The organism is Chitinophaga hostae (assembly GCF_018224885.1).
Lineage (GTDB): Bacteria > Bacteroidota > Bacteroidia > Chitinophagales > Chitinophagaceae > Chitinophaga > Chitinophaga hostae.
The window spans coordinates 287,817-307,414 of record NZ_JAGTXB010000005.1; the positions used below are offsets into that span (position 1 = coordinate 287,817).

The following is a 19,598-nucleotide window of genomic DNA, read 5'->3' on the forward strand; positions in this document are numbered from 1 at the left end:
TAGCGTTCTATTTCTCTGTCATATCGTGCGATTACACGTTTGAAGGCATTGAGCCATGTAAAAAAACGTTCTATCTTCCATCTGCGCTTGTATCTTCTAAGCTGACGACCATCCTGAGCTGCCATCTTAAAAAAAACGGGCGGGATTGTTGTAACTGATTCTTTTTTACTTCAAAACGCTTTCATTTTTCAGATTTTTTCCGAAGAATAAAAAAAATCAGCTGTCGCATAGGAAGAATGTAGTCGATCGGTGTTTTATTAGTTTGGCAGATTCCTTTTATGACCTGGACCATATTTTTTAACGATCATACCTATTATGACCTGGACCATATTTTTAACGATCATACCTATGCTAAAAAGACATAAGCTATCGCTTTTGATGGTGCTTTTATTGCCTTTTATTACTTATGCTCAGGAAGGGATGCCTGTATTTGTCCGTCCTTGTGGTACAGAGATACTACAAAAGGAATGGCGAAAGAATTCTATTTTCCGGGGAAGGGAGCAAGCTGCCAACAAAGCTATCCTGCAAAGGCATTACATGGCCGCCCCTGGTCAACTGGCGCCTCCTCTGACTTTAGTTACATTACCTGTAGTTATACATATTGTGAATGAAGACCCAGACGCTTATTCTGATGCTGATGTCGCGGAATCAATAAAGATACTTAATGACGCATTCAGCGGGAAATTCTCTTATCCCGTAAGGACAAGCCGCGTATTCGATAAAAACAAACACTACCTTATCCCCCCTGCGGCGCTGGCCGCGGGGGATAACAACCTTTTATTATCTCACCTTAAACACATACATATATGTACCGTAAACTATTGTTGATTATACTTTTGAGTATTGGAGGGATGGGGTGTAACAAAAAAATGGTAAAGGAAACAGTGGCCCCGGATCCGAAAGATACTGCTAAACGCTCGCTCACAGAACGCTCGCTCACAGCAGGTGTGATAGGCTCCAGTGCTACCTATGATTCTATTCTCTGGAAAGTGGATACCGTAAAAAACGAAAATGCGTACAAGTTTGATCAGATGGCGGGCATCGACAGATACCAGGGGCAGCTCTATATACTCGGCGGAAACTGTGCTAGTTGGGATGGCAAGTATAATTTATGGGAGCTATGGAAAGGCGCTAATGTCAACAATGCCGTGAAGCAGTTGCCGCAGCCAAAACCTGCAGCTAACTTTCCTGACTATGCTACGGAAGGAAACGACTGGTGTAACTATTGGCTGATGGGACTTTGGATAGATCCGTCTGATGGTAAATTCTACTCCATTGCCTACAGTGAATACAACTACTTGAACGAATGGAAAACCGAAGCAAAGGAACGGCGCATGGGGCTTGCTACGTCGGTTAACAAAGGACAAACATGGACCTATCAGGGCGATATCATCACGCAGGACAAATCCATCCCACCGCCGCCGGGGCAAAAATATTACGGTGCGGGTGATCTTGATCTTTTCATTCCGGGCGATGGGTATGCGTATGTCTATTATAAAAAAGGCTTCTATTCAGATAGTTCGGGGCACAGAACGGAGCAGGATATTTGTGTGGCCAGGTGCCGGCTCAGTGATAAACTTGCACCAGGGTATTGGAAGAAATTCTACAACGGTGCCTGGGTGGAAGCCGGCATTGGTGGCCATGAAACCATCATTATACCGGACGTGAATATTGCCAATGTATGTTACAATAAATTCCTCAAAAAATATGTTTGCATTGGCAATGATACCGATGGTAAAACATTTATTTCTTTTGCCAATAGTATGCCAACACAGGATTGGAGCCCCAGGGACTTCGGTTTTCCGCAAATCTCCTGGTGGTACAACTGGTTTGTGAATGTAACCAACAATAACCAGCATGTCATGGGGCAGTCGTTCAAGCTCTATACAGCCGGGTTAAATCTGACTACCGACACCCGGCACGGGTATGATTACCATATCGTGTTCGATATGAAAGAATATGACCGGACTGGTTGGGAAGTGATCGACTTTTCCTCTCAGGAGCCCTGGCCTTCAGCGCCGGAGGAAGGTGGTGCTGCTTATGTACTGGACAATAATCCATATACGTTTTGGTCTACCGCCGGGGTAAACGGGGAAGCGCCTTTTCCGCATCATATTACCATCGATACGAAATCGGCAAAATCGTTGCATGGTATTACATTTAAGAATCGCAAATTTGATATCGACTATTCCAGCGGCCAGCCCAAAGATATGCAGGTATTGGTGAGCGAGGATAACGTTAACTGGCAAACGGCGGCTACTTATACTAACATCGAAATACCGGAAGGCCCTGTGCAAGAAAGCAAAACAAGGCTTTCATTTCCTGCAGCAGTGAATGCACGTTACCTGAAACTGGTGGTCACCGCTATTCACGGCACTAACAAGGTGTTGTACTTTTCTGAGATCAGTGCATTCTGATGATTTATCTTTTGGCATATTATTAATAAGGCCATAAAATAGTTCTTATTGTGTATATTTTCTGATGCAAAACAAAAAGCAGAGCGAGCAGTTAACAAAATATGGTCCACCTGTGGAAGGCTTTATGAACAATCGAAAAAAGGATAATAACCAGGTGCAGAAATATTTTCACGAAAAGCACGTCAGATATGCCGCATAGGAAATCAACAAGAACTAATTTAAGTAATGATTAATAATTAATAATTAACAAGATGAGAGTTACATTGATATCTTTTTTACTACTGGTCCTTAACAGCTCGTGTTTTGGCCAGCAGGATACTGTTGAGATAAACGTAACAGATTATGGCATCCATCCTGACAGCCGGGTCAATGTAGAACCGGAGATCAGGAAGCTGTTGAAAGAAAACAGGAACGCGCGCTACCTGAAACTGGTTTTTCCCCGTGGCAGGTACGACTTTTATCCGAATAAAGATAGGGAGGATTTGTCCGACGCCCCCGTTGGGATTGAGATCCGCGACAGGTCGGGTGTATGCATCGACGGTCAGGGATCGGAGTTTGTATTTCATGGAAAGATGATGGCGTTCAACGTACAGAATGCGGAGGGTATAACGCTCCGGAATTTCAGCATCGACTGGGACCGGCCTTTAATTTCGCAGGCGGAGATTGTGGGATACAGCGACACCTTTCTGGATCTGAAGATAGACAAAAACGAATATCCGTACGAGATAAAGAACGATATACTTTACTTTACAGGAGAGGAATGGAAAAGTAAGATTGGCACCGATTACAATAATATCTTCAATGCAGGTAATAAAGACCTCGTATACGAGACCACCGATAATCCTTTGGGGGAAATTTGGAACGCCACGGCTGAATTGCGTGAGAATGGGTTGGTACGGCTGCATTTCCCGCTTGAAAGGAAGCCGGAGCGGGGAACGCTGATTGCCCTTTACCACGACTATTACATCACTGATGGTATACAGCTGATGCGGAGCAGCCGGCTGTGGCTGGAGCAAATCAATATTTACCATGCCCTGAGTGTTGGGGTCGGCGCTTCCGAATGTGAAGACATCACCCTGAAGCAGGTGAATATCATAGCCAATGAAAAGAAAAATCGTGTATTCAGTACCGTAGCCGACGCCACGCATTTTAATGGTTGTAAAGGCCGCATTGTGATCGACAGTTGCAAGGTAACCGGCGCCGGCGATGATTTTATCAATATACATGGTATGTATGCCCCGGTAGTCAAAGTATTGAGCGATCATGAAGTGCTGCTGGCGCCGAATGATAGGTACATAGGCTTTGAGAAAGGCGATAAAGCCTGGCGTGTGGATACGGCTACCATGCAGCGCAGGCAGATTTTATCCGTGGCAAAGCAGGAGGATGTATCGAAAGGATACCGTCTTACGTTCACCGAGAATATCACCAATATACTCAAGCGTGGAGATCTGCTGGAAAATATAGACAAGAACCCGGATGTGGAGATCACCAATTGCCAGGTGATGAAGCGCCACCGCGCAAGGGGGATACTCGTAACCAGTCCAGGCAAAGTACGTATATCCAATAACTACTTCAATACTGCGGGCTCAGCCATCCTCATTGAAGGCGACCGGACCGTGTATTATGAATCAGGTGCAGTGAGGGATGTAGCTATTGAAAACAATGTCTTTGAGAACAGTTATACCTCCGAGTGGGGAGAAGGAGTTATTACCATTACACCATCTATCACTCCGAAAGATTCAGTCTCTCCGGCATATCATCACAACATCCGTATCACCGGTAATACCTTCAAGCATTACGATTATGCGTTGCTGTACGCCCGTTCCGTAGATACACTGGTGTTTTCATCTAACAAGATAATATATACGAATACGTATCCGCCATTTTCCCGTAAGGTGAATGTGTACCTCGATGGATGCCGGCATGTAACTATTGGCGATAATATTTTTGACGCAGCATTTCCGGGAAAGAATGTGCGGAAGGAACATATGAAGGAGACGGATTTGAAGCAGTTCGGAAGTGGCCAGTTGGAAGTACTCCGCTGAAGCATTAGTCTGGCATACTAAACTTATCAAAGGCTGGACATAAGAATGGGGCTGTCACCTTTAAATTAAAAAAAGTGACCTTTCCCGCTTCTTCCTGATCATATAACATCTTTAATTTAAGTAATAATTAATAATTACATAATTAACAAGATGAGAATTACATTGATATCTTTTTTACTACTGCTCCTTAACAGCACGTGTTTCGGCCAGCAGGATACTGTTGAGATAAATGTAACAGATTATAACATCCATCCTGACAGCCGGGACAATATAGAACCGAAGATCAGGAAGCTGTTGGATGAAAACAGGAACAGGCGCAACCTGAAACTGGTTTTTCCCCGCGGCAGGTACGACTTTTGGCCGAATGAAGGAAGGGAGGACCCGTCCGAACCATCCTTTGGTTTTGATATCCACGACGCATCGGGTGTATGCATCGACGGTCAGGGATCGGAGTTTGTATTTCATGGAAAGATGACGCCGTTCAACGTACAGAATGCGAAGGATATAACGCTCCGGAATTTCAGCATCGACTGGGACTGGCCTTTTATAGCACAGGCGGAGATTGTGAAATGCGGCGATGACTTTCTGGATCTGAAGATAGACGAAAATGTATATCCATACGAGATAGAGAACGATATACTTTACTTTAAAGGAGAAGACGGCGGGAGAAGTAAGATTGGCACCGATTACAATAATATCTTCAATGCAGGTAATAAAGACATCGTATCCCAGACCGCCGATAATCCTTTGGGGGAAATTTCAGACGCCACGGCTAAATCGCTTGGGAAAGGGTTGGTACGGCTTCATTTCAAGCTTGAAATGAAGCCGGCGCTCGGAACGCTGATTGCCCTTTGGCACCACTATTACGTCGCCGATGGTATACAGCTGAGGCAGAGCCGCCGGCTGCGGCTGGAGCAAATCAACATTTACCATGCCCTGAGTATTGGGGTCAGCGCTGCCGATTGTGAAGACATCACCCTGAAGCAGGTGAATATCATAGCCAATGTGAAGAAAAATCGTGTATTCAGTACCTTAGCCGACGCCACGCATTTTGGTGGTTGTAAAGGCCGCATTGTGATCGACAGTTGCACGGTAACCGGCGCCGGCGATGATTTTGTCAATATACATGGTGCATATGCCCCGGTAGTCAAAGTATTGAACGATCATGAAGCGCTGCTGCCGCAGCATGATACGTACATAGGCTTTGAGAAGGGCGAAAAAGCCTGGCGTGTGGATTCAGCTACCATGCAGCGCAGGCAGATTTTATCCGTGGCAGAGCATGTGGATGAATTGGAAAACGACAATGTTATAGGACACCGGATTAAGTTCAACGAGAATATCACCGGTATACTCAAAAGTGGAGATCTGCTGGAAAATATAGACAAGAACCCGGATGTGGAGATCACCAATTGCCGCGTGATGAAGAGCCACCGCGGAAGGGGGATACTGGTAACCAGTCCAGGCAAAGTACGTATATTCAATAACTACTTCAAGACTGCGGGCTCAGCCATCCTCATTGAAGGCGACCGGCAAGGGAACGAGTATTATGAATCAGGTGCAGTGAAGGATGTAGCTATTGAAAACAATGTCTTTGATAACTGTTTTACCTCCGAGTGGGGACAAGGAGTTATTTCCATTTCACCTGATATCATTCCGAAAGATGCAGTCTCTCCGGCATATCATCACAACATCCGTATCACCGGTAATACCTTCAAGCATTTCGACTATGCGTTGCTGCACGCCCGTTTCGTAGATACACTGGTGTTTTCATCTAACAGGATAATATATACGAATACGTATCCGCCATTTTTTCCCCGTAAGGTGAATGTGTACCTCGATGGATGCCGGCATGTAACTATTGGCGATAATATTTGTGACGCAGCATTTCCGGGAAGGAATGTGTGGATTAAACGTATGAAGGAGATGGATTTGGAGCAGTACGGAAGTTGCCCGTTGAAAGTATCTCCGCCGGAGGATTAGTCCGGCATACTAAACTTGTCAGGATAAATTATTCCTCCTGCTGATTCCCCGGATAGTTTCAAACTTAATGCGCAGCCGGATCACCCGGCTGCGCTTATCTTGTTGAGTTGTTTGTTAATGATCTGATAAATCTTGTTAACCCGCTGCACGATTACCAATTTTCCTTTTTGGGGTTTAGCTTTGCAATCTACACACTACTAAACGCAAGTCACCATTGGTACAACATCCTTCATACAGCGATCAGGAACTACTTCAGAAGATGGCCACGGGAGATTCCGGTGCGATTCGTGAACTGTATGGGCTTTACTGGAAAACAATGTACGCGGCTGCGTTTAAGCGCATTCGAGGCCCTGCTGGCCACGCTTACACCATCCCCAGCGCTGGCTGGATACGTGTTGAATGTTGACAATTCCCGTTGCTTTTTTTACGGTTTTATTTACAGTTTGGCAAGCTCCCGGAACTTTGGGGCCTTTTTTCGATTGTTCATAAAGCCTTCCACATTGGCGTGCATTTCTGCCTTATTGATTGACGTTTTTTACCAATAATATTGGTCTTTACGTCCTGATTCAAATACTCCTGTGCGTTCAGCTCCGGACTGTACGGCGGAATAAAAAACACTTCAATCCTGTCCTTGTTTTCTTCCAACCACGCTTTTACTTTTTTCGTCTTATGTGCAGGATGACCATCTGTAATAAAAAATAATTTCTGTCTGCTGTAACGGATCATCCGCTTTAGAAAATCCATAAACACGTCCCCATTAAATTTGTCAATAATCATAAACTGCAGATATCCTTTGTTACTTATGGCTGATATCATATTGAGGGAAAAGCGTTGCCCCATAGCTTTTATTACTGGTGTTTGCCCTTTGGGCGCATAACTGCGACCTGCCTGATGATCGCTGCGCATTCCGGTTTCATCACCAAAGTATATAATCCCTTGTTGTTTTTGTGCCCGCTTTTTAATTGCGGGGATTCTTTGTTTAACCATTGTGCTGCTTCCATTAGTATTGATGTCTTCAAAGATAAAGACAGTCTCCGATTAATAAGTAATACTGCGTATGTTGGCGATAAGTCAGACCCCCAATCACTTTCCACATTCAAATCTGTTGCTGCCGGCGACTACTGTGTGAAGGTCAAAGCCAAAGATGGTACAAAAGAGACGACGATCCTCGACATTCCCGTTGTTAAACTGGGAGAAGGAAAAGTGACAACACTGTATCTGAGTGGTCTGACAAAAGGGACTGGAACCACCAAAATCGGCCTACAGGTATCGCAACACAAATAAATTTAGGGGTGTGATAACAGGGAAAGGCCGCCTCTGGAGGGAGAGCGGCCTTTGTGTGTTCCTGGCTGTTTATAGGCTACATTAGTAACAGGCAATTCATTACAAAATCAATTTGATTATCGTAATAGGAAATTCTCAATAAAAATTTACCTGTTATGTAGTTTTCGGTTTTTTTATGCCCCAAAGCGTGACGCTAATTGCAGCAGGCTTTTTGCCTGTGGTTTAGAGTCTGAAGAATATCTTATGTCGATATAGGAAGTAACAGAGCCACCATTCCAATCCGAATATGCATAAAGAGCTTGCTATGAGCTGAAACATTTCATCTGCTCCTGCCAATTGTAGCAATCCACCTACAACTGCACTGACATACCCGTTGAACCATTTACCTCCTACAGTCATGAAGAATAAGTATATAAAGATGGAATTCATGCCCACTATCAGGAAAAATTGAAGGCCTTTCCTGTGATTTCGGACATCTATCCATCCATAGCAGGAAGCCAGGATAAGGAGGCTGTAGCCCAGTGAAACGAGGGTGAAACTGCTGGTAGCGATTCGTTTAATGATTGGTGTTATTCCTGTAAGGTCCAGTGCATATCCCAGGAAGAGACAGAGTATGCCCCAAAGCAGAAGCTGTTTGATCTTCAGGTTATGTGTCCGGGATGATTTCCCAGGTGAAGCTTCCAATATTGAAGGTGTTCTCAGTATTTTGCCTGCCATGGCTCCGGCAATTGTGTGGACAGCTGTTGGAATGCAGTTGATGGCTACCCACCCGTCATCATTGATCTTGTTCATGAGTAGCAGATCTACATAATTCCCAAAATTATGTTGGTCTGTGAATGGCTGATCGAAACCAGGTATTCTGATGAACCGGTATAGTATTTCCGTCAGGAGAAGAAGCCCCACAGAAAAAAAAGCCTGCGCATTGAATGACCAGCGGAATACCAGGAACGCAATAAGGGTAGTGAAGGACAATTGTGTTAGCACATTCCAGAGCTCAAAGGACAGTCCATCAGGTTTTACAGCATCGATCAGGACGCCCCAGAAGAAGAGCCATCCACATCTTTTAAGCGTTTTGTAGAAGGATTGACTCCAGGGCACTCCAAGTTGTTCCTGCTTTTGCAAAGAGAAAGCCATTGCGGCGCCAGCCATGAACATGAATGCCGGCTGAATAAGGTCCCAAGCCCGGAGTCCATGCCAGGGATGATGAAAGAATTGCTCCATGACAGGATGGATAAATGATTCCCCGGTAGCATCGGACAGGTGCTCCCAGAGTCCCGTCGCTTCCAGGGAGAGGAGGATCATGATACAGCCCCGCATAAAATCCAGGGATAATAATCGTGTTGATTTTTGAGACTCCTGCTGTACAGCTATGGAGGCAGAAAGAAGTTGCTCGGACATGGGAAACTTGTTTAAAGAAATCATCGTAATTTTTTTGATGCCTCAAATTACGACCCCCTTGTCAGGAAAATGAGGTAGTAATTCGTCTAAAAGAGGGTACAGAATGAGAAACTGATCCAACGAGCATTTTCAGCATATATCTTTGAGATTTGAGAAGGAGGGTAGATCAGTGCCAACTATAGCAGGTATAAGGCCAGCATCTCTCGCAAGCTAATGCCATCCGTTTGATCCGTGATGAAGAACTTAAAAAAGAGCTGGGCGAAGAAGGCTACCTACTGGATGTGAAGCCGGCCAGCATCTCAATTACTGCTCCCACTTCAACAGGCATCTTTTATGGTATACAATCTTTGCGGCAGCTGATAATTGCTAACGGTAATGCTTTTATGATAAATACCGTACGCATTAAAGACAAGCCCCGCTTTGTATGGAGAGCATTCTTGCTGGATGAGGGCAGATATTTCAAAGGTAGTGCAGTTGTGAAACGTTTGCTGGACGACCGGCTTTCTCGCAGAAAAAAAACGAAGGATGGCCGGCTGGAACGAAATTATGGGCACTAAGCTCCACGACTTCACCAATGCCGGCGACGTTTCCATTAAAGAAAAGCTGGCACCAGGCACTATTGTACAATTCTGGGCTGGCGATCTGAAACTCATCGCTGACGCGGTATCTAAAGGTTATGACGAGTGAATTCCTATTGTGAGCTCACCTACCTTGATTATCCCTATGAATCTATCTCCCTGGAAAAAGCATACAGTTTCGATCCCATCCCGAAAGGATTGAGTCCTGAACACCAGGCAAAAACACTAGGCAGCGGTTGTCAGATGTGGGGAGAATGGATACCTGACGAGGCCAGTATGAACAAACTGGTGTACCCCAGACTGGCTGCTTATGCAGAAGACGGATGGACATTGGTGGCTAATAAGGACTTCGGCAATTTTAGCAAGGCGCTGAAATATTTCTATGCAAGGTGGGGCCACTAAAAAAATAATGATGGTAATTTCCAATGTGTGCTCTGGCTATTAGCGTAGCCGTATATGCCAGGCTGATGTGCTTTAATGTGCACATGACCATAAGGGCTCATCTAATTACCAATTTGTTTCCCTATTGTATGAATTCGTGCCCCATTTTTTGTAGTACGTCGTATTATTTTGTCACCTTAAAACTAATTACTCGTGGTTATATTTGAAAAAAAAATCGGTTTACTAATTGCCTGCATTTTCCTTTCAGTCATTGTCTTTGCCCAGACAAAGAAAGTGACAGGAAAAGTTTCAGGACCTGACGGTACTCCACTGATAGGGGTTACGGTGCTTGTCAAAGGTCTTGGAATAGGAACAACAACCTTACAGGATGGGTCTTTTACCATCACAGTGCCAGAAGGCAGTAAGACCCTGGTTATTTCCTATACCGGGATGGAAAATTTGGAAGTCCCGCCAACCGATAAAATGAACCTTCGGATGCGAAGTAAAAATGCCCAGTTGGCTGATATTGTTGTTGTCGGCTATGGCACTCAAAAACGCCGGGATCTCACCGGGTCGATTGTAACCCTCTCGGCCAAAACGTATAAAGACCAGCCTGTTCTAGCAGCTTCTTCTGCTTTGCAAGGTAGGGTGGCTGGTGTGACAGTGACCAATAGTTCCGGTGCGCCGGGAGGAGCCGTTAAGATTCGGATCAGGGGCGCCAATTCTGTGAACGCCAATAACGATCCCTTGTATGTGGTAGACGGAATTGCTTTGGGGAGTATCGGGCTGGCCGATCTTAATGTCAATGATATCGAATCCATGGAAGTGCTGAAGGATGCTTCGGCTACGGCTGTTTATGGATCGAGGGGAGCTAACGGCGTTGTACTTATCACATCCAGGAGCGGCGCAACAGGTTTGCCCAGGATCGAGTATAACGGCTTCGTCAGCTTCAACAAACCCATGAAGAAATATGACCTGATGGATGCCGTTACATACGCAAAGACCGCCAATCTTACTGCGGGTGCTGCTGTATTTGCCGACCCCCAGTCCTTTGCCGGAAAGGGCACTGATTGGCAAAGTATGCTCTTCACCAATTCCGTAATACAAAGCCACCAGCTATCGATAGCCGGCGGAAAAGAAGGCATGAGATATTATGTATCTGGTTTCTATGTCAACCAGGAGGGGCTATTGATCAACACTAATCAAAAAAGATTGGGGATCAGATCCAACCTGGATGTAAAATTGAATAACCAGATGGATTTTGGCGTCAATTTTTATGTCGCGCGCATCAATTCCCATAATAACGATGACATGGGCTCCAAAGGCAATCCCGTCATGGGAGCGTTGACCTGGGCTCCGACAGAACCGGTATATAAATCACCTGGTCAGTACAACCGTTTTGGGATTTCACCAATATGGCTAAATCCCTACATGAGCATCCGGGAGAGGAACAACGACAGCATTGCCACTGTTGGTGTTCTAAACGGGAAGTTTAAATATGCTATTACAGACTGGTTGACATTGATCATTAATGCCGGTGTGGATATGAATATCGCCGGGAAAGCCTATCTGAACAATGATTGGATTAGCGCGGGCAATATGGGATCGGGACAAAGCTCATCAGAAAACTTTACTTTCCAGAACAGCAATGTCCTGACGTTCCATAAAACATTCAACAAACATGATCTCTCTGCAACGGCCCTCGTGGAAGAATCGTCCAATCATTTCAAAAATTTTAATGCATCGGGGTCAGGACTGACTTCCATCGCCAATGGATATCATAATTTAGGTTTAAATACCGCTCAGTCAATTTCTTCTGGTTATTCGAACTGGTCCCTGATATCTTTTATGGGGCGCATAGCATACAGTTTCAATGATAAATACCTTTTCACCGCGACAATGAGAAGGGATGGATCTTCCAAATTTCAGGGAAATAACAAATGGAGCAATTTCCCTTCCTTCAGCGTGGGATGGAAACTTTCCAATGAAAAATTCATTGAAGATCTGAAAGTTTTCTCCAACCTCAAATTAAGGGCTGGATGGGGCGTTACCGGCAATCAGGCTATTGGGCCATATAGTACACTCGGCTTACTCGATGGGGTGATCTATTCCTACGGTACCGTTAATGTGTCTCAGGGCTACACATTGGGCAACCCTGCCACGCCTGATGTCAAATGGGAAACCTCGAAACAAACTAATATTGGTTTGGATATAGGGTTGCTGAATGGCAGACTTAATATCAGCGCGGATTATTATAACAAGAATACCAGTGACCTGTTACTTTTCACCAGGATCGCCAATTATGATGGAGGTGGAAACTATCTGAAAAATGTCGGCAAAGTGAATAATAAAGGTTGGGAATTTATGATTGAAGGAACGCCTTATAAAGACAGGAATCTGAGCTGGTCTACAGCTTTCAATGCCTCCTTTAACCAGAATAAGGTTATAAACCTCGGTAGAGACTCAATGCTTGAGAGGCCGTATAGTATCGGGGACGGCCTGTTCACGAATAGCATACAGGTTGTAAAGGTAGGGCAACCGCTGGGAACGTTCTATCTGATTCCCTGGGAAGGGGTCTATCAGACTGATAAAGGAATCTATAAAGCCGGAGATGCCAGGTATACGGATGTGGACGGGAACGGTTCCATAGGCTTCGAAGACAGGGTGATCTCCGGTTCTGCAATGCCCAAATTTACCTGGGGCTTTAATAATAACGTAACCTACAGGAATTTTGAACTCAACATCTTTATACAGGGCGCTCATGGCAATAAAATATTCAACACTACCTATGCAGCTACTGCCGTGCCTACCAGTGATGTGAAATTCATCAACCTGGCTGATGCCGCCAATTATTGGACGCCAGGGAATAATGGCTCTACCTGGGCGAACCCTGGCAGTAAGAATAAAAGTTGGGTAGAGTCAACACAATTCATCCAGGACGGGGGATATGTACGATTGAAAAATGTGAGTGTTGCCTATACGATTGGTAAAGACATTTTGAAAGCGGCAACTGCGAAAATATACGTCAGCGCACAGAACATTGTAACCATTACCAGGTACAAAGGATTTGATCCGGAAGCATCAACAGTTGGGGGAGATGTTGATGCAGGCATTGACTTGGGCGCTTATCCTTCTCCCAAAACAGTCACCGTTGGATTGCAATTGAAATTTTAAATGAACCTGCAAAATCATCGAAATGAAAAGTGTAATTAAATATACTATTGGCATACTTCTCCTGATATTGCTGGGAACGGCCTGTAATAAATACCTGGATGAAACACCGAAAGGAAGCATCACCACTACCAGTTTTTACCAAACAGGCAACGATTTGCAGATGGCGGAAGCCGCGTTGGCGATAAAATTTAATGGTGCATTTAATGATATATCTGGTGTGTACTATGCTGCCGACGATATTACTACAAAAAGAAACGGGAATAAAATAGAGATGTCAGACTTTGATATATTCAACGCCAACTCGTCCAATAGCAGGATGACCAATTGGTGGAATTATTTCTATGCTGCCATCAAATCAGCTAACGCCCTTATCGCAAACTATAACAAAGCAACCCTGGCAACAGATGCTCAACGAAATAATGCCGGTGGATACGCTTATTTCATGAGAGCCGTCAGCTATTTCTACCTCACGCGGACCTGGGGAGAAGTGCCAATGCCTATGGATGTAGCCCTGATGGAAAACCGGCCCAATGCGAAGGTTGCGGATATCTACAACCTGATTGTTGCTGATCTGCAAAAGGCGGAGACCATGTTGCCAAACCAATGGGATGGTCCGGCAAGGCATGATAACGTCGACATTTTTCCAACAAAAGGTACTGCGAAGGCGCTGCTGGCCAACGTCTACCTGACCATGGCCGGCTGGCCCCTTAAGCAGACAGATAAATATGCGCTGGCGGCTGCGAAAGCAAAGGAGGTAATTGATAGTAAGGCTACCTGGGGATACAACCTGCTTACAAAATTTGCTGACATATGGAAGATCGGCAACAGGTTCAACTCAGAAGCTGTATTTGCCTGTTACTATAACAACCAAATCCCTTCTGTGCCCGTTGAGAACGGGAGTCAGCTGGCTCCAAACCCCTTTTCTCCGGATTATGAAGAAGGAGGCTGGGATGATGCATTTGGGGAAATCGCCTTTTATAATAAATTTCCTGCAGGCCCAAGAAAGGATGCAACCTATCAGAAAGATTACTATGTGAAAAATGATCCCGCGAACGTGGTGACCTGGCAAAACACCCTGCAAAAACATCCCTATTTCTTAAAATACCGGGACGACTATAGTTATGACTGGGCTACACATAAGGCAAATAATTGGTGGAGTAGTGCTACCTCTTTCCTCATCCGTTACGCGGAAGTATTGTTGACCTATGCGGAAGCGCAGGCAATGTCTTCAGGTCCGGATGCCAGCGCCTACGCTGCCATCAACCAGGTCCGGCAACGAGCGGGATTAAACCCGTTGACACCCGGTTTATCTGTGGCTAATTTCAGGGATTCTGTTGTTGCAGAACGGGGATGGGAATTTGCGGCTGAATGTGGTATCCGATGGTTTGACCTGGTAAGAACAGAAACGGTGCAAAAAGTCAACTCTTACCGGGATGCTACCGAACCGCCATTGGCCAATCAACCCAGCGATGCAAATCATACTTATTACAGGGCGCCTGTACCAATCGTTAAATAATGGAACGCCTTGTCAATTAACCACTATATATCACCAAAATTAAGGGAGGGAGCGGTTTCAGTTCCCTCCTTTGTTAAGTAAAATTATTTCTGCAGACTGTATTTGCATTAACAGTTTAAGTTCTTACTTTTATGTTGTTAGAACTGTTGGTACAATTAGTACTGCAAATAAAAGTCTGTCCGGTTTAGCCGTTGTTAACAGATCACATCCATGTAAACCTGTTTTTGCCAGACAACAATGGTTCAGAATTATTTTATAATATTTTTTCGACCAGAATATTATTGTTAAATTTCGATGCCAGCCACGAAAAAGGTGAACAATGAAACCAATTATTCTTTGGATACTATATTCCTGTGCTATACTGACCAATGCGCACTCCCAGGCTCCATCATCGCTTACCTACCTGGGTATTGAACATGGGCTCTCTAATAATGCCGTTAACTGTATTTACCAGGACCATAACGGATTTATGTGGTTTGGCACCTATGATGGACTGAACCGCTATGACGGCTATAATTTTATTGTTTACAGAAATGAGCTCAGTGATATAGGCTCTCTTGCCAACAACAGGGTTGATTGCCTTACTGAAGATATTCATCACCGTCTCTGGGTTGGTACGAGAGGCGGGGTCTGCATCTACAATAACACAAATGGTCAGTTCTCAGGACTGTCTTATATATCAGGTGGTATTAAGCGTCGTATTACAGCCCCGGTGAATGCTATTGTGGCAACAAATGGCCATATGCTTATAGGCACTGCGGAAGAAGGGCTGTTTATCTATAATGGAGCAGGTTATGCTACACAGGTCCCGCTTATGAATGGGGATATTCATTATAATGTAGCCGGTATCACGGTAGACGCCGGCGGACATATCTGGCTGTTTGTATGCAATGTTGGACTATGCCGCTTTGATGAAAGCAGCAATACTGTATATATAATTAATGATAATATCCGCAACGGTACTGCCCTGCAGGCTGACAATAATGGGTGCTTATGGTTGGGTACAGGGAGCGGGTTGTATAAATATGCTATAGCTTCCAATGTATATGCAGGCGTGGTGATAGGGCTTTCCAAGCCTGTCGTGCATTTGAGCATCGATAAGCAGCATGTTTTGTGGGTAGGGACCGATGGATTAGGAATCCTTACAATTAAAGTTGATGATGCGGAAATAAAGAAGTTGGCTCCCCCATGGAATAAGGCACTGCTTACAAGTACCAGCGTATATACGGTGTTTGAAGATCATGATGGTCGTAAATGGATAGGGACACTTCGGGGCGGTATCAATATCCTTGATCCCAGGAAGACTGTACTTACCGCTATCAGGCGTGATCCACTTAACTCCAATAGCCTGATCGATGATTTCACTTTGTCCTTGTGTGAAGACGCAGATCATAATATATGGATAGGCACAGATGGCGGCGGCGTTAGCGTTTGGAACCGGAAGATGAACCGGTTTACTAATTTCAGGCATCTGTCGGGTAAAAGCAGCCTGTTGGATGGACAGTTTGTAACCAGCATTATCAACGATTTTCAACACTCTGTTTGGCTTACTACCTGGGGGGATGGTATCTACCGGTATGACAAAAAAAACAATTCATTTCAACATTATGCCTGCCAGAACCCATTTACTGGTAAGGAAGACAAAGATACCTGGGTGCTCTATGAAGATTCCAGGAAAGAGCTGTGGGCGGGCGTCTTTACGGACGGCCCATTGTACTTTCTGAACCGGACAACAAATCGCTTTGAAGTCTTTGATAGCACCCTGACTAATATCCTTTCGATAGCAGAGGACAGGAACGGTTGCCTTTGGGCGGGAGATGTTTCGTCACTGATAAAAGTCGACCGGTCAGGTAAAAAACACCGCAAGTTCAGGATCGGTCATTTTATACGAGCCATTCACGAGGATAAGGCTGGTAATTTCTGGATAGGTACCGAAGGTGGCGGACTATTGTTATTTAACCGGGAAACCGGTACTTATATATCGTTTACAAAGACGAATGGACTTGCAAATAATTCTGTCCTGGAAATATTGGAAGACAAAAGGGGGAACCTATGGATCAGTACATTTTATGGGCTATCGAAATTTGATCCGAAAAAGAAGACTTTCAGGAATTTCTCACAGGCAGACGGACTTTTGAGCAATCAACTCAACTATCATTCAGCATTGGCCCTTGCTTCAGGTGAATTTATTTTTGGTGGAATCAGGGGATTGGATATTTTTTTTCCAGACAGCCTTAGTTATTCCTCACCGCTGCAAAATGTGGTGCTGACAGGTTTGAAGATAGATAATGTTCCGGTAGAGAGTAACGGGAGTTATGTAACCGAACGTGTAAATGATAAGGTGACAGCATTGAGAATACCTTATACCAAAGCGGTAATTACCGTTGATTTTGTAGCACCTGAATATGCTGCTGCTAATAAGATAGAATATGCTTATTATATGCAAGGGTGGGATAAGGGCTGGAATTATGCAGGAAAAGTCCGGACAGCCAATTATACTCACTTGTATGAAGGAAATTATACCCTGCGGATAAAAAGCACGGACACGGAAGGGCACTGGAATAAGAATGAATATGTATTGCGAATAACCGTATTACCACCCTGGTACAGAACATGGTGGGCTTGTTTGATATACCTGGCTATCTTTATTGGTTTGGCATATCTGTATCTTAACTATAGGTCGCAACAAATTAAGTTGAACTTTGAAATCCGGCTGGCACGCATGGAAACCGAGAAAGAGAGAGAGGTGAACGAGAAGAAACTCACATTTTTCACCAATATATCCCATGAATTCAGAACGCCACTGACTTTGATCATTAACCCTGTAAAAGAAATGCTTGGCAGTAGTGACCAGCATAATGGGAATAAACTGGATGTAATATACAGGAATGCCCGCCGCCTGCTTAGCCTCGTGGATCAGCTGCTGTTATTTCGCAAAGCAGAAAGCGAAACAGATAAACTGAGGATCACTCGCCTTAATCTTCATAATCTCTGTAAAGAGGTATTCAACTGTTTCAGCCAGCAAGCCACCGCAATGAATATTCAATACACATTTAGTTGCGTCAATCGGCAAATAGAAATATATGCTGATAAAGAAAAGATGGAGATCGTACTGTTTAACCTCCTTTCCAACGCAATGAAATTTACGCCGGAGAATGGGAGCGTTAGTTTGTCCGTTATCGAGAACGAGCATGATATTACGGTAATCATTACAGATACTGGCTGCGGCATCAGTGAGAAATCCGGCCAATACCTATTCGAAAAATTCAGTCAGATAAAATCAGGGAAAACTGGTTTTGGTATTGGATTGTACCTATCGAAACAGTTTGTTGAAAGCCACAAAGGGCATATATCCTTTACCAGTGTTCCAGAGCAGGGTACAACATTTAAAATCCTCCTGCAGAAAGGGACGGCACATTTTGCAGGTCACTTTATTTTTGAAGATATAGTGGAGAGTCCTGCGCTATTGGATGAACTCACTGGCAATATTGCTATTGAAATCCCATCAGAAGGAAAACCTGGCCCGGTCATAGATATCATTTCCGAAAAGCACTCGCTATTAGTGGTAGATGATAATCCGGAAATCAGTCGTTATTTACAACAGTTGTTCCAGGATAAATTCATTTTTCATGCTGCTGAAAATGGCGAAATTGGTTTGCAGATGGCCCGGGAGCATACACCGGACGTCATTATCAGCGATGTAATTATGAAGGGGATGAACGGAGTGGAATTGTGCCATGCTATTAAGCAGGATACTGCTCTTGGCCATATACCAGTGGTGTTGCTTACTGCTAATCCTTCCCAGGAAACCAAACTTCGAAGTATTGAATGCGGCGCAGATGACTACATTGTAAAGCCATTTGAGAAAGAACTGCTGATTGCCCGCATTGACAACCTTCTCCAAAACAGGAATATATTGCAACGTTATTTTTTTGAGAAGATCACCTTAAGAGAGGACAATACCCGCATTCCTGCAGAGAATAAATATTTCCTTGAGCGATGCATCAATATCGTGGAAAGCAATCTGAACAATGATGCTTTCAACATAAAGATGCTTGCAACAGAAATAGGCATGAGTCATTCTGCCCTTTATAAAAAGGTTAAATCCATTTCTGGAAATTCTGTTAGCAATTTTATCCGGTTTATCCGTTTGCGCCGGGCGGCGGTACTATTATTAAGTACCGGTTGTAATGTAAACGAAGCCGCATTTGGAGTGGGTATAAATAATGTCAAATATTTCCGGAGACAGTTCTCCAAACTTTTTGGAATGCCGCCCTCAACATATATAAAAAAGTATCGTCATGCCTTCAATAAAGACTTCAACATAATAACATGGGATTAATAGTAATGCCTTGATGTATGGAGGTATATCCATAGTTTGGAAATTTTTAAAAAAATGAAACGGTTACGTGGGTCAAATACAATTAACCGGTGCCTTAACTATCAGATAGAATCAATAAGGACTTCATAAAGTAGTCCTTAAGTAATTTAAAGTATATCACCTGATGATTAGAATATGGTACTATTAATTCCAGATTCTAGTACTATTAATTCCAATCTGTTAGTGTTTAAAAAAATGGGTAATTCTTTTGGCTGAGCCCAAAATACTCTCAGGCTGACATTCTGAGGCTAACTACAGCAGCTCCTTCTTCCGGGGAGCTGCTTCCATGTCGTATATAAAAGAAAAAACTCTTGCAAAACTTGTCTGCAAGAGTTTAGGGTTATCGATGGTTTTTATAATTATAGTGACTGCGGCCATGCCGCGATCAATGTAGGCGATGCGTGCCGTCACGCGGGCATATATAGCACCTGCCTCAGTTTCTTA

The 19,598-nt window shown here is 44.1% G+C and carries 12 protein-coding genes; 10 read left to right on the forward strand and 2 right to left on the reverse strand.

Annotation, left to right across the window (positions count from 1 at the left end):
* Positions 1 to 348 precede the first annotated feature (348 nt).
* The 4 genes from KE626_RS12950 (at position 349) to KE626_RS12965 (ending at position 6,442) form a co-directional block, all read left to right on the forward strand.
* Positions 349 to 828, forward strand: a complete 480-nt coding sequence (locus KE626_RS12950) for a hypothetical protein (RefSeq protein ID WP_188104238.1) — start codon at positions 349 to 351, stop codon at positions 826 to 828.
* A complete protein-coding gene (locus KE626_RS12955; protein WP_211973324.1) occupies positions 807 to 2,417 on the forward strand; it encodes a discoidin domain-containing protein in 1,611 nt (536 codons plus the stop codon). The genes KE626_RS12950 and KE626_RS12955 overlap by 22 nt, the downstream gene beginning before the upstream one ends.
* Before the next feature lie 251 nt (positions 2,418 to 2,668).
* Positions 2,669 to 4,462, forward strand: a complete 1,794-nt coding sequence (locus KE626_RS12960; RefSeq protein WP_211973325.1) for a right-handed parallel beta-helix repeat-containing protein — start codon at positions 2,669 to 2,671, stop codon at positions 4,460 to 4,462.
* A 150-nt stretch (positions 4,463 to 4,612) separates the two neighbouring features.
* Positions 4,613 to 6,442 carry a glycoside hydrolase family protein gene (locus KE626_RS12965; protein ID WP_211973326.1) on the forward strand — a complete coding sequence of 610 codons (1,830 nt, stop codon included), beginning with the start codon at positions 4,613 to 4,615 and terminating at the stop codon, positions 6,440 to 6,442.
* Between the two features lie 483 nt (positions 6,443 to 6,925).
* Here KE626_RS12965 and KE626_RS12970 read toward each other — a convergent pair whose 3' ends face one another.
* On the reverse strand, positions 6,926 to 7,429 hold the full coding sequence (locus tag KE626_RS12970; protein WP_211973327.1) for an IS630 family transposase: 504 nt from the start codon (positions 7,427 to 7,429) through the stop codon (positions 6,926 to 6,928).
* A gap of 519 nt (positions 7,430 to 7,948) precedes the next feature.
* Entirely contained in the window at positions 7,949 to 9,124 is a 1,176-nt protein-coding gene (locus KE626_RS12975) for an acyltransferase family protein (protein WP_211973328.1), read from the reverse strand.
* Positions 9,125 to 9,348: 224 nt separating this feature from the next.
* Here KE626_RS12975 and KE626_RS12980 point away from each other — a divergent pair, with 224 nt between their 5' ends.
* The 6 genes from KE626_RS12980 (at position 9,349) to KE626_RS13005 (ending at position 19,115) form a co-directional block, all read left to right on the forward strand.
* Complete coding sequence (locus KE626_RS12980) at positions 9,349 to 9,681, forward strand: glycoside hydrolase family 20 zincin-like fold domain-containing protein (RefSeq protein ID WP_211973329.1); 333 nt, start codon at positions 9,349 to 9,351, stop codon at positions 9,679 to 9,681.
* Positions 9,671 to 9,811 carry a hypothetical protein gene (locus KE626_RS12985; RefSeq protein ID WP_211973330.1) on the forward strand — a complete coding sequence of 47 codons (141 nt, stop codon included), beginning with the start codon at positions 9,671 to 9,673 and terminating at the stop codon, positions 9,809 to 9,811. Before KE626_RS12980 ends, KE626_RS12985 begins: the two co-directional genes overlap by 11 nt.
* Positions 9,808 to 10,104, forward strand: a complete 297-nt coding sequence (locus KE626_RS12990; RefSeq protein WP_211973331.1) for a family 20 glycosylhydrolase — start codon at positions 9,808 to 9,810, stop codon at positions 10,102 to 10,104. Before KE626_RS12985 ends, KE626_RS12990 begins: the two co-directional genes overlap by 4 nt.
* Before the next feature lie 192 nt (positions 10,105 to 10,296).
* Positions 10,297 to 13,257: a SusC/RagA family TonB-linked outer membrane protein gene (locus KE626_RS12995; protein WP_211973332.1), complete on the forward strand. Its 2,961-nt coding sequence runs from the start codon at positions 10,297 to 10,299 to the stop codon at positions 13,255 to 13,257.
* A 22-nt stretch (positions 13,258 to 13,279) separates the two neighbouring features.
* On the forward strand, positions 13,280 to 14,773 hold the full coding sequence (locus KE626_RS13000; RefSeq protein WP_211973333.1) for a RagB/SusD family nutrient uptake outer membrane protein: 1,494 nt from the start codon (positions 13,280 to 13,282) through the stop codon (positions 14,771 to 14,773).
* Between the two features lie 319 nt (positions 14,774 to 15,092).
* The gene (locus KE626_RS13005) at positions 15,093 to 19,115 is read left to right on the forward strand and encodes a hybrid sensor histidine kinase/response regulator transcription factor (RefSeq protein ID WP_211973334.1); all 4,023 of its coding nucleotides are present in this window, start codon (positions 15,093 to 15,095) and stop codon (positions 19,113 to 19,115) included.
* Positions 19,116 to 19,598: the final 483 nt, after the last annotated feature.